The sequence below is a fragment of the Pseudocolwellia agarivorans genome (assembly GCF_002000085.1).
Taxonomy (GTDB): Bacteria; Pseudomonadota; Gammaproteobacteria; order Enterobacterales; family Alteromonadaceae; genus Pseudocolwellia; species Pseudocolwellia agarivorans.
Genome location: NZ_MUZU01000003.1, coordinates 40,103 through 54,777 on the forward strand (window position 1 = coordinate 40,103; position 14,675 = coordinate 54,777).

At 34.4% G+C, this 14,675-nt stretch carries 15 protein-coding genes; 10 read left to right on the forward strand and 5 right to left on the reverse strand.

What is annotated here, in order from left to right:
• Nucleotides 1–23 precede the first annotated feature (23 nt).
• The 7 genes from rsgA (at nt 24) to B0X80_RS05895 (ending at nt 7,825) form a co-directional block, all read left to right on the forward strand.
• On the forward strand, nt 24–1,061 hold the full coding sequence (gene rsgA / locus B0X80_RS05865; protein ID WP_077338918.1) for a small ribosomal subunit biogenesis GTPase RsgA: 1,038 nt from the start codon (nt 24–26) through the stop codon (nt 1,059–1,061).
• Between the two features lie 70 nt (nt 1,062–1,131).
• Nucleotides 1,132–1,959: an archaetidylserine decarboxylase gene (gene asd, locus B0X80_RS05870; RefSeq protein WP_425439693.1), complete on the forward strand. Its 828-nt coding sequence runs from the start codon at nt 1,132–1,134 to the stop codon at nt 1,957–1,959.
• A gap of 211 nt (nt 1,960–2,170) precedes the next feature.
• Nucleotides 2,171–2,554 carry a BlaI/MecI/CopY family transcriptional regulator gene (locus B0X80_RS05875; protein WP_077338920.1) on the forward strand — a complete coding sequence of 128 codons (384 nt, stop codon included), beginning with the start codon at nt 2,171–2,173 and terminating at the stop codon, nt 2,552–2,554.
• Nucleotides 2,555–2,573: 19 nt separating this feature from the next.
• Nucleotides 2,574–4,457, forward strand: a complete 1,884-nt coding sequence (locus B0X80_RS05880) for a M56 family metallopeptidase (protein ID WP_077338921.1) — start codon at nt 2,574–2,576, stop codon at nt 4,455–4,457.
• 284 nt (nt 4,458–4,741) lie between these two features.
• Nucleotides 4,742–5,449 carry a response regulator transcription factor gene (locus B0X80_RS05885; protein WP_077338922.1) on the forward strand — a complete coding sequence of 236 codons (708 nt, stop codon included), beginning with the start codon at nt 4,742–4,744 and terminating at the stop codon, nt 5,447–5,449.
• Complete coding sequence (locus B0X80_RS05890) at nt 5,446–6,825, forward strand: HAMP domain-containing histidine kinase (protein ID WP_077338923.1); 1,380 nt, start codon at nt 5,446–5,448, stop codon at nt 6,823–6,825. The genes B0X80_RS05885 and B0X80_RS05890 overlap by 4 nt, the downstream gene beginning before the upstream one ends.
• A gap of 52 nt (nt 6,826–6,877) precedes the next feature.
• Nucleotides 6,878–7,825 (forward strand): alpha/beta fold hydrolase, encoded by a 948-nt coding sequence (locus B0X80_RS05895; RefSeq protein WP_077338924.1) that lies wholly within the window; start codon nt 6,878–6,880, stop codon nt 7,823–7,825.
• On the opposite strand, the gene B0X80_RS05900 is transcribed toward B0X80_RS05895, so the two are convergent.
• Nucleotides 7,822–8,709 carry a cation diffusion facilitator family transporter gene (locus tag B0X80_RS05900; RefSeq protein WP_077338925.1) on the reverse strand — a complete coding sequence of 296 codons (888 nt, stop codon included), beginning with the start codon at nt 8,707–8,709 and terminating at the stop codon, nt 7,822–7,824. The two genes, B0X80_RS05895 and B0X80_RS05900, sit on opposite strands and share 4 nt — an antisense overlap.
• A 140-nt stretch (nt 8,710–8,849) precedes the next feature.
• Here B0X80_RS05900 and trmL point away from each other — a divergent pair, with 140 nt between their 5' ends.
• Complete coding sequence (trmL, locus tag B0X80_RS05905; RefSeq protein ID WP_077339183.1) at nt 8,850–9,314, forward strand: tRNA (uridine(34)/cytosine(34)/5-carboxymethylaminomethyluridine(34)-2'-O)-methyltransferase TrmL; 465 nt, start codon at nt 8,850–8,852, stop codon at nt 9,312–9,314.
• Nucleotides 9,315–9,321: 7 nt separating this feature from the next.
• On the opposite strand, the gene gpsA is transcribed toward trmL, so the two are convergent.
• The 4 genes from gpsA to B0X80_RS05925 all read right to left on the reverse strand — a co-directional run bounded on the left by gpsA (nt 9,322) and on the right by B0X80_RS05925 (nt 11,624).
• Complete coding sequence (gpsA, locus tag B0X80_RS05910) at nt 9,322–10,329, reverse strand: NAD(P)H-dependent glycerol-3-phosphate dehydrogenase (RefSeq protein WP_077338926.1); 1,008 nt, start codon at nt 10,327–10,329, stop codon at nt 9,322–9,324.
• A gap of 5 nt (nt 10,330–10,334) precedes the next feature.
• Nucleotides 10,335–10,841 (reverse strand): protein-export chaperone SecB, encoded by a 507-nt coding sequence (gene secB, locus B0X80_RS05915; RefSeq protein ID WP_076417765.1) that lies wholly within the window; start codon nt 10,839–10,841, stop codon nt 10,335–10,337.
• Nucleotides 10,842–10,928: 87 nt separating this feature from the next.
• Nucleotides 10,929–11,183: a glutaredoxin 3 gene (grxC, locus tag B0X80_RS05920; protein ID WP_077338927.1), complete on the reverse strand. Its 255-nt coding sequence runs from the start codon at nt 11,181–11,183 to the stop codon at nt 10,929–10,931.
• Nucleotides 11,184–11,198: 15 nt separating this feature from the next.
• On the reverse strand, nt 11,199–11,624 hold the full coding sequence (locus B0X80_RS05925) for a rhodanese-like domain-containing protein (protein ID WP_076417763.1): 426 nt from the start codon (nt 11,622–11,624) through the stop codon (nt 11,199–11,201).
• A 253-nt stretch (nt 11,625–11,877) separates the two neighbouring features.
• Here B0X80_RS05925 and gpmI point away from each other — a divergent pair, with 253 nt between their 5' ends.
• Together gpmI and B0X80_RS05935 are read left to right on the forward strand one after the other, a co-directional pair.
• Nucleotides 11,878–13,437: a 2,3-bisphosphoglycerate-independent phosphoglycerate mutase gene (gpmI, locus tag B0X80_RS05930; RefSeq protein ID WP_077338928.1), complete on the forward strand. Its 1,560-nt coding sequence runs from the start codon at nt 11,878–11,880 to the stop codon at nt 13,435–13,437.
• A gap of 9 nt (nt 13,438–13,446) precedes the next feature.
• Entirely contained in the window at nt 13,447–14,598 is a 1,152-nt protein-coding gene (locus tag B0X80_RS05935) for a murein hydrolase activator EnvC family protein (protein ID WP_077338929.1), read from the forward strand.
• Nucleotides 14,599–14,675: the final 77 nt, after the last annotated feature.

Genomic DNA, 14,675 nt, shown 5'->3' on the forward strand with positions numbered 1-14,675 from the left:
GCAATAAAATATGATTACTTCTCGTGACTAAACGTAGAAAACTGACTAAAGGTCAGGTTAGACGCATTAATGCGAATCAGGATAAAAAACTCAGTAAAAAAACGGATAGCGTACAATGGCTAGATGATGAGTTAAGTGAACCACAAACCGGTACTGTTATTAGCCGATTTGGTCAGCATGCCGATGTTGAAGACGAGCAAAAAAATTGTCATCGTTGTAACATTCGTCGGAGTGTTAAATCTTTAGTCTGCGGTGATAAAGTTTTATGGCGTTTAGGCAAAGAAACAAAACATAGTATTACAGGAGTTATTGAAGCCGTACATGACAGAACGTCTATTCTAAGCCGACCTGATGTATATGATGGCGTAAAACCTATTGCCGCTAATATTACTCAAATTCTTATCGTGTCTTCTGTTTTACCCGCCTTTAATCCTGATATTATTGATCGATATTTAGTTGCTGCCGAACAAACCGGTATTACACCTATTATTGTATTAAATAAGACAGATTTATTTGATGATACAAACCGCACTATCATTGAAAAACAATTAAGCATCTATAAAGACATTGGCTATCAAATACTCTATGTAAGTAATGAAACACAAGAAGGTATAGATACCTTAAAAGCACAGCTCAATCAGAACGTTAGTATTTTTGTCGGGCAGTCAGGTGTAGGAAAGTCGACATTAACCAATAGCTTAATGCCTGAGCTGGGATTAATAACTAAACAAGTTTCTGAAAACTCAGGATTAGGACAGCATACGACAACTGTTGCCCGATTATTTCATTTTAATGATGGCGGTGATCTCATTGACTCTCCAGGTATAAGAGAGTTTGGCTTATGGCATTTAACACCTGAGCAAGTTTGCTCTGGTTTTATAGAGTTTTCAGATTACATTGGCACTTGTAAATTTAGAGATTGCAAGCATCAAAACGATCCTGGCTGTGCTCTGATTGAAGCGACTGAACAAAATAAAATACATAAAAAAAGGTTGGCTAGTTTTCAAAGAATACTCGCCAGTTTAGACGAAAACACACTAACTTCTCGTTTTAACGATTAAGTAAAAAATTAATATATTGAAAGGAAAACCTGTGATCATTGATAGAATAAAAATAGCACTTCAATACATAATGCCTAAGCATGCTATTTCACGTTTAGTTGGAAAATTTGCTGCAGCGAAAGCAGGTTGGTTAACCACTAAAGCCATTAAATGGTTCATAAAAGCTTACAACATTAACATGAGCGAAGCTAAACTAAAAAATGCAGAAGATTTTGAAACTTTCAATGATTTTTTCACTCGTGAATTGGAAGAAGGCGCTCGACATATCGATAATGACAGTAAAACCCTTTGTTACCCTGTAGATGGCGCAATAAGCCAACAAGGCGATATTGAACAAGGTCAGCTAATACAGGCTAAAGGCTTTAATTATAGTTTAACAAGTTTATTAGGTGGCGATGCGAATGATGCTAAACCTTTTGAAAAAGGTAAGTTTTCTTGTATTTATTTGGCACCTAAAGATTATCACCGTATTCATATGCCGATGGCCGCAACGCTAAGAAAAATGATCTATGTACCTGGTGATTTATTTTCAGTAAATCCCCTCACGGCTCAAAACGTACCTGACTTATTCGCTAGGAATGAAAGAGTAGTCACTATTTTTGATACAGAACATGGATCACTTGCCATGGTATTAGTGGGTGCCACAATTGTTGCTAGCATAGAAACAATATGGGCTGGAACGATTACACCACCTGCTGGTAAAGATGTATTTACTTGGGATTATCCTGCAAAAGGCGTTGATGCCATTCACCTAAAAAAAGGTGATGAAATGGGCCGATTTAAACTTGGCTCTACTGTTGTTTCTACTTTCTCTCCTAACATGATCGAATTTAACAAGTCAGCAGGAGAAGAAACTGTAACGCGCCTGGGTGAACATTACGCAGATATTTGTAGTTAACTTATATGTAAAAATGTATATAAATAATCACAACGTAAATAAAGAATTGCGTAAATAAATAGCAATAAACAACAAAAATGCTACTTAATTACCATAAGCAATAATATTGTTTAATACTTTTTAGTTGCTCATTTTAGCGACAAGAGATAGGATTAGAGGATATAAGTTTACTGTAAAACTTAGCATTTATTATAAATTTCGGGGAAATTCAATGAGTCGTAGTAAGTCTGGTCTCAAACCTACTGAAGCAGAACTAACACTTTTAAATATTTTATGGGAATTAGGGCCTGCAACTGTAAGACAGATTCATGACCACCTCAGTAATACTCAAAACACTGGGTATACAACTGTTTTAAAAATATTACAGATTATGCATGAAAAAACCTTAGTTATTCGTGACGAAAGTAATAGAGCTCATGTATATGCTGCTGCAAACAGTGAGATGCAAACACAATCATCGTTATTGAAAGATTTGGTGTCTAAAGCATTTGGGGGTTCTACCTCTAAACTTGTTATGCGAGCTTTAGATGATTCAACAAGTAGTGAAGAAATAGCAGATATTCGAAAACTACTTAATAAACTAGAAGAACAATAATAAATAATACGGAAGTGTAATGCAGGAAAGCTTTTTAAACAGCCCACTGATATATAGCATAGCACTTACTCTTATCCATTTTTTATGGCAAGGAGTGCTTGTTGCACTCGTATTAAAAACTCTACTGGCATTTACTCCCAATCAAAAATCACAATTAAGATATGCCTTTGCTTCAGGCGCAATGATACTAAATTTAATTTTGCCTCTGGTTACTTTTTTTATTATTTTTAAACCTGATTATCTTCAATTGTCTCAACATCTATCACAAACATCTATAACAGGCTTCGAGTTTACACAAATAATATCGCAGCAAGGTGAATGGTATTCTAACGTAATAGACTATTTACCCTATATAACATTTGCTTGGTTAACTGTTATATCTATTTTATCTTTAAAGTTATTATTTGAATTGTATTCTGTTAATCAACTGCCTAAGCAAGACACCTTGATACCAGATACAGATTTACTTACTCGTTTTCAGGCTTTATCTCTTCAAATTGGTATTAAAAAAGTACCTACTTTATTGATCTCATTAAATACCAGCGTACCTATGGCAATTGGATGGATAAAACCTATCGTGTTAATACCCGTAAGTATGCTTACAGGCCTTACTCCAACTCAATTAGATATGCTAATATTGCATGAGTTGGCACATATTCGAAGATACGACTATATCGTTAACTTTATTCAATCTCTTGTAGAAATCATTCTTTTCTTTCACCCATGCGTAATATGGGTTTCCAACCAAATGCGCAACGAAAGAGAATATTGTAGTGACGATATTGCAGTTAAACACTGTGGCAACCCTATCGCCTATGCTCACACGCTTGCAGATACAGCTTCACTCTGTAATAAACATCGTCATCATTCTATACCTAGCATGGCAATGGCGGCGTCTGGTGGAGATCTAACCCAAAGAGTTTTACGATTGGTAAACGAACATCATTGCTCCTCAAATAACCAAGTAAGTAAGTGGTTTGCATCTTTAACTATATTATCTGTTATTCTTTTTATTTCATCCCAACAACTTATTACACAATTGGAGGTTGAGCTTACCTCTTCGAGCTATACACCTAAAATTGAAGAACCTCACAACAAAAGAGTTCTAAATAGTAATAATGAGTTGTTTAATAAAAATGTAGAAAAAACGAATACTACTAATGATGAGCAATTGGCTAAGTCTAAAAAAGTAAAAGCACAAGTTGACTCACAAAGTATTGAACAAGTTCAAAATAACACTATTGAACAAAAAGAAGTTAATCAATCTAATATTGAAAAAAGTACAATCATCTCAAAAAACAAGCAAAAATTAGATGTATCTACCCAACAGATTTCTAATGATATTGAAGATAAATTAGTAGAAATAGAAGTATCTACTATCAAAAAATACGCAAGCTCAAATAATAAATCGATATCTCAATTAACTTTTAAACAAACAAATTCAAATAAACAAACATCATTAACTAAAAGTGCTTACTCTAAACAGTTAGCTGAATTGAATACCGAACTTAATGATAACGAGTTAAGAACACCAGCTAAAAAGCTAAACATGAGTAACTCTTCAAAGCCTTACCAGAGTACTCAGCAAGCCACTTTAAATTCAAAAACGGAATTTGACAGGCAGCTAACTCAAAGCGCAGAACTTATTTATTCAGTGCCTCCTAGGTATCCTTCTACAGCAAAACGCAAAGGTATTGAACTGGAAGTAAAAGTAGATTTTACTATTGATGCTAAAGGTAATGTGAAAGATATTGTTTTTCCGACGGTAAAACATAAAATAAATTATTTTAAAACATCAGTACGTTTAGCTATTGAGAAATGGCGCTTTAAACCTGCAAAAAATAATGGTGAAGCAATTGATAGTAAAATGTCTAAAATTTTTTCTTTCAGCTTGCACGAGTAATTCACTCCTAGCTATATATCAAAAAATAGAAATATTGAAAAACACAGCCTTCCCTTAGCGACAAAAATTCTTACTTAATTTAAGATGAAACCTAGCATACTCTAATGTATTGTAGGGCACTCATATTTATAGAAAAAGAAAGGCTGTATACAATACATTTATTGTAATAAGTGATTGGCCGTTTCTCCTAGCATCAATCAACCCAATGATGGGGTTAAATATAGCTCAACTGAAAAATAATTTAATAAAATTGTATTATAAATAAGTTATATGGAATGAAGATCATGACGTCCCCACACATATTAATGATAGATGATGATCAAGAGCTTACAGAACTACTCGAAGAGTACTTTGTAAGTGAGGGCTTTCAATTTACTTGTTGTCATGACGGTGAGTCAGGTTTACATAACGCTTATAATAATGATATTGACCTTATATTACTCGACGTAATGATGCCAAAGTTAAACGGTTTTGAAGTTTTAAAAGCCCTTGGAGGAAGACACACAACCCCCATACTTATGTTAACAGCAAAAGGTGATGATACTGACAAAGTTTTAGGCTTAGAGTTGGGTGCCGATGACTATTTACCTAAGCCATTTAAACATAAAGAGCTGCTAGCTAGAATTAATGCCATATTACGCCGCATAGAAATAACTGAAAAAGATGGAATACTTAACACAAACACAGAGCTTTCAGTTAACCATGTAACATTGAACTACGCTACAAGAAAGGTGTTGTGTTATGGGCATGTGATTGAGTTAACGGGTACAGAATATCAATTACTCGAAATGTTAATGATGCAGCCGAATGTTATTGTTAGTAAAAGCGAACTTTCGGAAAAAGTACTACATCGCAAACTTTCCGCATTCGATAGAAGTATAGATATGCATATTAGCAATATAAGAAGAAAGTTATTACCTTATAGTCCTTCAGATAAACTAAAAACAATTAGAGGCGCTGGATATATTTTTTTATCTGGGGAAAATAAATGATCGGCTCAATAACCCGTTATTTATCTTCTATTGGTGTAAAACTTTTTTTATGGTTTTGGCTAATCATTGTTATATCCGTTTCATCAACAAGTTTTATCTCACACCAATTAGCACAAGAGGTAATTATCCTTCCTCCTTTAGCATCAGATATAAAAAAGCTAAAATCGACCACGGCTAAAATCTCAAAGAATACACCTAAAAATATTCAAAAATTTATTCAACAAGCCCATTTCAGTCAAAATTCATTTTTTGTAATTAAAAATATTCAAAATAATAATATCTACCCACAACCCGAAAAATTTAATGATGCAACAGACTATATAAAAAAAAGTACGTTTAACAATCTGACCACGATTAAATTACCCGATAGTCGAATAACTGGGCCTATAAAAATTTCAGCTCAACAAACAAAATATCTTCTCTTTATTGTTCATAAAAATAAGAGAAGTATTCATATGGTTTTAAAACAACTTCCATATTGGTTACTAATAAGTATACCTGTAATTATCAGCTTTATTCTTTGTTGGTTTTTAGCAAAAACATTAAGTAAACCTATTTCACAAATGAAAAAGGTAGCGAATCAATTTGGTAACGGTAATTTAGCAATTAGACTCGAAGAAAATTGTCAACGCAGCGATGAAATAGGTGATTTAGCTCGAACATTTAATAACATGGCTGATAAAATACAAAGTAATGTTGAAGCTCATCAACGTTTACTTGGAGATATGTCACATGAATTACGTTCTCCAATGACAAGACTACAAGTTGCTTTAGCCTTAGCAGATAAATCTAAAGATCAACCAGAGACGCTGAACAAGCATATATTAAGATGCGAAAAAGAAGTAGAAAACCTAGATAACATGCTTTCAGATGTATTATCTTTATCTCGGTTAGAAAGTTCGATGCACCATATTCATTTCGATAAAGTAAAATTATCTGACATTTTAATTCCTCTTATTGAAGATAACCAGTACCTTGCCGAAGACAAAAACATTGCAATAACCTCTAAACTCTTAGACGAGTGTTTTATCGAAGCAGATCCCCAATTACTCTCCAGTGCTTTTAATAACGTATTGCTTAATGCCGTAAAATATAGCCCTGAAAACAGTAAAATTACGGTACAAATGAAATTAGTTGATAATACTGTACTCGTGAGTATTTCAGACCAAGGAAGTGGAGTTCCTGAACATACTACTGAATCATTATTTACTCCATTTTTTAGAACATCAACAGCTCGAGAACGTAAAACAGGTGGTACAGGTCTTGGTTTAGCCATATCAAAGCAAGCCGTATTAATTCATCATGGAGAAATTTCAGCCCAAAATAATGAAACAGATGGGTTAACCGTCACCATTTCATTACCTTTGTTAGCATAAAATAATACCTATAAAATGATAACTCTCAAAAAAATTACGAGAAAATAATACAATGCAAAATGAGCTAAAAGAATTTTGGTCTCAAGGTGAATTTCAGAGTTTTACAGGAAAAAATGCCATAACCATTCGTTATGCTCATTTTAGTAACAAAACAGGTTCACCTACAGTTGTTATTTCTTCAGGGCGTTCTGAAAGTTATTTAAAATACAAAGATATTATTTTTGAGCTTCATCAACAAGGTTATAGTATTTTTATTTTAGATCATCGAGGTCAAGGGCTTTCACAACGTATGCTATCGAATACCCATAAAGGCTACGTGGAACATTTTGATGATTACGCTCATGATTTACACCAATTCATAACCTCAATTGTCAACCCAAAATCAACAAATTCTCTTCCTTATTTATTAGCTCACTCCATGGGCTGTGCAATATCATTAAGAATGTTTCAACTTTTTCCTCAAGTGGTAAAAAAGGCAGCTTTACTTTCCCCTATGATTGCTATAAATACAGGTGTGCTACCTCACTTTCTTGCGCCTTTTATCGTAAATATAGGTAGAGTAATTAATCACATATTTTCAAATGAGCCTTGGTTCTTTATAGGGCTATCAGCATATAAAGCTAAACCCTTTCATAATAATCAACTTACTCACTGTAAAAAACGTTATAAAAGTACAATTAATTTATACGAAGAAAACACAAATATTCAACTCGGTGGAGTTACTTTCCATTGGCTTAGTGAAGCACTTAAAGCAGAGCATAATATTTTCTCAGATTTAAATAAAATCCATACACCTTTATGTGTATTTCAGGCAGCTAATGACAATATTGTAGATAACAAAAAACAAAATATATTTTGCGATGAATTAAATCAGCTCGCCCCTCACTTAAGTGCCAAATCGCCTATAATTATTGAAGGGGCTTGGCATGAGTTACTATTTGAAACAGACGAAATAAGAACTAAAGCACTCACAAGAGCACTACAGTTTTTGGAATATTAAACGACTGATTTAGGATCATGATGAATGAAAACTTCACACGGTGATAACTCTTCCTCAATTTCTTTTTCAATTAACTCCCCTATCGCATGCGCTTCAAATAAAGATAAGTTATCATCTAGCTCTAAATGAAATTGAATAAACTTTACAGGCCCTGCTTGTCGAGTTCTTAGGTCATGCAAGCCATGCGTTTTTTTATGATTAACAACAATATTCGTAATAATATTTTGTTCATCTTCTGTAAGTTCGTGATCCATTAAGTGATATACACTTAACCATACTATTTTTCCCGCTCCCCATAATAAAAATAACCCAACTAAAATAGTAAAAAAGCCATCTGCATTTTTCCAGATGCCTTGGCTTAAAAATAAGGCTAATAACACCCCTATATTGAGAATTAAATCAGATTGGTAATGAAGAGCATCAGCACTTATAGCAACAGATTGTGTTTTCTTAATAACTATTTTTTGGATAACGACTAAGCCCAGCGTCACAATAATGGCCACAATAGTCACTCCTATCCCAACGTCTGAGCGAATTATCGCTTGTGGTGTAATCATGCGTCCTACACCATGAAAAACAAGTAACAAAGCGGACCCCATAACAAAAGCTGATTGTACGAGACCAGCTAAGCTTTCCGCTTTCCCATGGCCAAATCTATGCTCATTATCGGCAGGAGCAAGTGCATAACGCAGAATAACCACATTCATTAGAGAGGCAAAAAGATCCAATAAAGAATCGGTTGTTGACGCTAACATAGCACTGGCATCAGTAATGAACCAAGCGTATAGCTTTATAACAACAAGTAGTAATGCAGCACTTGTTGCACTGTATGCTGCAATTTTCACTAAAGTATTATACTTTTTGTCGTGAGTTACTGTATCCAAAATAAGTCCCTACTTATTGACCTAAACACTTAATTATCAATTAATATACCTTAAAAAGTCGGTACCAAAATTAAATATCTTTTAGCAAGGCGACTAAGATGCGTATAATTAATATATTAGACAAAATAAAGAGTTTTAGCATGTTAGACGTTGTACTTTTTCAACCTCAAATCCCACCTAATACTGGGAATATTATTCGCTTATGCGCAAATTCAGGTTTCAGATTGCACTTAATTGAGCCTTTGGGGTTTGATTTTGATGATAAAAAATTAAAACGCGCAGGTTTAGACTACCACGAATTTGCAGCAACTAAACGCCACGCAAATTTTGATAAATTTTTAGCTGCAGAAAAACCTAAACGAATATTAGCAATAACGACTAAAACCGATAACTATTATGGCGATGTAAAATTTACTGAAGGTGATTATTTACTTTTTGGTTCTGAAACGAGTGGGTTACCAGAAGAAGTGAGGCAGCAAATACCGGATGAAAATAAAATACGTATTCCCATGTTAAAAGGTAGTAGGAGTATGAACCTATCGAATGCAACAGCAGTAATCGTATACGATGCTTGGAGACAACTAGGCTTCCCTAATGCAGTATAGCTTTATACTATTCGTATGTACGTTCTCGCGAAAGTAAATCAGCCGCCGCTAATTTTGCAGGTTTATCACAGTATAATACTTGATAAACTTGCTCTACGATTGGCATTTCAACATTCATTCGTTTAGCCAACATATACACTTCATGAGTATTTCTGTAACCTTCAACCACTTGACCAATATCTTTCATAGCTTGCTCAGTATCAATACCTCTACCAAGAGCTAAGCCAAAACGTCGGTTTCTTGATTGATCATCTGTACAGGTTAATACTAAGTCACCCAACCCAGCCATTCCCATAAATGTGTTAGCTTCTGCACCAAGAGCAGTACCTAATCGAGTCATCTCAACTAACCCGCGAGTAATAAGTGCTGTTCGAGCATTAGCACCAAAACCTATACCATCAGCCATACCTGCACCAATAGCAATAACATTTTTTACTGCTCCGCCTAGCTGGACACCAATAAAGTCATTATTACTATACACGCGAAATGTTTTTTCACAGTGAAGTAGATTGGAAATATCTTTAACAAACTCATCATCTGTGGAAGAAACAGAAATTGCGGTAGGTAATCCCATAGCCATTTCTCTGGCAAAAGTAGGGCCAGATAAAACTGCTAAAGATATCTCATCCCCCAAAACTTCACGTGCTACATCTTGCAAAAGACGACCTGAATCCGGTTCTAAACCTTTTGTTGCCCAAGCAACACGAGAAGAACTATCAAGAAAAGGTTTGATTTGTTTGAGTGTATCCGCGAATGCATGACTTGGAACAACCACAAGAATATTAGCACTAGAACGGACAGCTTCACCTAAATCACTTTCTAAAATTAAAGTCTTAGGGAACACACAACCGGGGAGATACTTACTATTCTCTCTGGTTGTGTTCATTTCAGTAATATGTGCGCTATCACGCGCCCACAAAGTTGTTCTGTGACCATTACGTGCTAATGATACTGCAAGAGCAGTACCATAAGAGCCAGCACCAATAACTGAAATGCTTTTATTACGAGGTAACATTAAAATTAATGAGTCTCAATTCCTGAAGGCGTACCTTCAGTTTCAGCAGCTTGTGCTTTTTGCTGAACATAAGAAGCAAATAATGCTTCAAAGTTAACCGGTGCTAAATTCAGCTGAGGGAAAGAACCTCTACTTACAAGGTTAGCAACCGTTTCACGTGCATATGGAAATAATGTAGTAGGACAAAAAGCACCAATAGCATGAGCTAACTGAGCTTCAGGTAAGTTACCAATAGTAAAAATACCCGCTTGTTGTACTTCTGCTAAAAATGCAGTTTTTTCATTAACAATTGCAGTAACAGTTAAAGACAATACAACTTCATATGTATCTTCAGCGAGTTTGTCTGAACGAGTATCAATATCTAATTTTACTTCAGGCTTCCAATCTTGCTGAAAAATAGCTGGAGAATTTGGCGTTTCAAATGAAACATCTTTTGTATAAACACGCTGGATTGCAAATTGAGGAGCTGATTCAGATGTTGCTGCTTCGTTGTTTTGAATGTCATCAGACATAATAAATATTTCCTATTTTAATGGTACTCAACAGCACCTAATTATTTTATTCAATATGAACACATTATAATTTATATAATGTTAATTTTACTTTAGTAACTCGTCTAATTTACCACTTGTGTGTAATGCATATAAATCATCACAACCACCAATATGGTTATCACCAAAAAAGATTTGTGGAACAGTATATGCTCCATTACTACGCTCGATCATCTTAGTACGAAGATCGTTATCGCCATCAATTTTAATTTCATTAAATGTTACATTTTTTTGTGCTAAAAGCGCTTTTGCTCTCATACAATAAGGGCATGTTACTTTAGTATAAATGTCTACAACAGGCATAATATCTCTACTTATTTATTTTGAAACAGGTAAGCCACCACTCACCCAGGAATTCATGCCGCCTTTAAGTAAACTGGTTTTTGTGAATCCTGCTTTATACAAAGAATTCGCAACTTTAACAGCAGTTAAACCAGCAGCGCATACTACAATGATGGGTTTATCTTTATATTTTTCAAGGCTTGCAAAGTCATTCTTGTTAGCTTTTTCGCTACTTAAATGTTGTGCATCAAGAATATGCCCAGCTTTAAATTCTTTTTCTCCTCTAATATCTACAACAATACCTTCTTCTTTATTCATCAAAAAAGTAAGCTCTTGCGTGCTGATTTTTTTAACTGGAGATAGTTGAATTTTGATCGTTGTGTATATAAGTAAAAGTACAATCCCACCCCAAGCTCCACTCAATAAAGGATGATTGCTTGTAAAAGCGATAAGTTGTTCCATAAAAAACCATTTTCTCTATAAATTTGCCAATAGTATACAGGCTATTAAGTTGTTGCCGCAATAAAGAATAGGATCCGCTTGCTAGTTGTTTAAACTAACACTGATGAAAGTTAAAAAGGATTATTTTATCCGCATCAACACAAGAAATTATATCTTCGCCTTGGTATAATGTGTCACTATTCATTTTTTCGTAGCGTACCATATATAACATTTGGGCTATTGATATATAAACTCAGTTCTATAGGAAAACTTTATGTCACATAAAAAATCAACTGTACTCATTATTTTAGATGGTTGGGGTTATCGAGAAAATCAAGATTCAAATGCTATCTTTCATGCTAAGACGCCTTTTATAGATAATTTAATGACAACGTGCCCAAGTATGTTAATTGAAACTTCAGGCATGGCTGTAGGTCTACCTGATGGGCAAATGGGGAATTCTGAAGTTGGGCATGTAAACTTAGGTGCTGGTCGAGTAGTTTACCAAGATTTCACTCGTATCACTAAATCCATTGCAGATAATGAATTTAATAGTAACCCAACATTATCAGCTGCGGTGAATAAAGCCGTAGAAAATGATAAAGCAGTTCATATTTTTGGTTTACTTTCTCCAGGTGGAGTACATAGCCATGACGAACATATTATGGCCATGATAGAACTTGCTAAAGAAAAAGGTGCCAAAAAGGTCTACCTTCATGCATTTTTAGATGGTAGAGACACCCCGCCACGTAGTGCTGAATCACCAATAACTAAAGCACAAAATAAATTTGAAGAATTATTTTCTGATCCTGACTCCACAGGACAAATTGCTTCAATTATTGGTCGTTATTACGCGATGGATAGAGATCAACGCTGGGATCGTGTTGAGAAGGCATACAACTTAATAGTTGATGGCGAAGGCGAATACCAATTTAACAATGCTATTGATGCACTAAATGCCGCATACGAAAGAGATGAAAACGACGAATTTGTTGATGCTTCTGCTATTTTAGATGCTGATGGTAATACAATAAAAGTAAACGATGGCGACTCACTCATTTTTATGAATTTTAGAGCTGATAGAGCAAGACAATTTAGCCGTTGTTTTACAGAGAAAAACTTTGAAGGCTTTACTCGTAATAGAACTCCTGAATTATCTAGCTTTGTTACGCTTACCCAATATGCTGATGACATTGACGCAGCTAATGCCTTTCCTCCAGTAGCATTAAATAATGTTATGGGTGAATGGCTAGAAAAAAACAATAAAACCCAATTGCGTATTTCTGAAACAGAAAAGTATGCACACGTTACATTTTTCTTTAGTGGTGGCCGAGAAGATGAATTTACGGGCGAAAAGCGTATTTTAGTTCCGTCTCCTTCTGTAGCAACTTATGATTTACAGCCAGAAATGAATTCCAAACTATTAACAGATGAATTAGTAGCTGCGATTAAAAGTGGCGAGTACGACTTTATTGTTTGTAATTATCCAAATGGTGACATGGTAGGTCATACAGGTGACTTTGATGCTGCAGTAAAAGCTTGTGAAGCTGTTGATGGCGCAATTAAACAAGTTGTAGAAGCGGTAAGAGCAACAGGCAGCGAATGTTTAATTACAGCGGATCACGGTAATGCAGAACAAATGCTTGATCCAATTACTGGTCAAGCTCATACCGCACATACTTGTGAGCCTGTCCCATTAATTTATGTTGGTAGAGAAGCAACTCCTGCAGAAACAGGTACATTAAGTGATATTTCGCCTACTATTTTAAAACTAATGGGATTACCTCAACCTGAAGAAATGACAGGCTTCATATTAATGAATTTAAAAGATTAATATTTATTAATGAAGTTTCTTCATTTTATTAAAATCACGATAAGATTATGCACATTACTTTGTGTGTTTTCTTTATCGTGTTTAGCTACCCCTTTTTTAGATAATCAATCATCTACAAACAAAAAATTAAAAGATGTTAAATCTGAAATTTCTAACGCACAATCAGCACTTAATGACGTCTTAAAAAAAAGAACGCGCCTGGAAAATCAACTCAAAGAGAGTGATATTGCAATTTCATCAATCACACAAAAAATACAAGAAAATACAAATAACAAAAAGATTATTCAAAATAAATTAACAGAACTTGAAAAAAACAAAAGTACATTAATTACAAGTAAAGCACTTCAAGAAAAATTACTAGCAAAACAGCTAAGAGCTGCATATTCAGCAGGACATCATGACTATATAAAATTACTTCTCAACCAAAAGAACCCTGCAACCATTCAACGTACTATTACTCACTATCAATATGTTAACAATGCTCGAATTAAAGAAATAGAAAATTTTAAAAAGACAATAGATGAACTTATTCTTGTAGAAGAGAAACATAAAAAACAATCAATCGCATTAGATACAATTACAAATGAACTTGCTATCAATAAAAAATCGCTAGAACAAAACAAAGAAAAAAGAACAAGCACTTTAACACTTATAAAAAAAGAACAATTAACTAAACAACAACAGTTAGACAAATTGATTTCCGAAGAAAAAAGCTTAAAAGATACGTTAAACAAACTTGAGCTATTAGCCAAAGCGAGTAAAAATTTAGACGGGCTTGCTAAATTAAAAAGAAAATTAAAATGGCCTGTATCTGGACGTATTACCCACAATTTTGGCACCCAAAAACATGGTTATATTAAGTGGAAAGGTGTATTAATAAAGGCAACGCTTGGTAAACAAATAAAGTCTATATATAACGGTAAAGTGTTATTTTCTGATTGGTTAAAAGGTTACGGACTAGTAACTATTATTGATCATGGCAAAGGCTACATGAGCTTATATGGGTATAATCAAACCTTACTCAAAAAAGTAGGTGACTACGTAGAGCAAGGTGAACCTATTGCATTAGCGGGACAAAGTGGAGGGCAATCTCAGCCAGGACTCTATTTTGAAATTCGTCATGCAGGGCAAGCCCAAAACCCCAAATTATGGTGTAGGTAAACTAAAAACACGTTAAATACTAATATTTCAATTCGATTTACAAAGCGTAAAATGTTAATCTTCACGCCCATTAACTA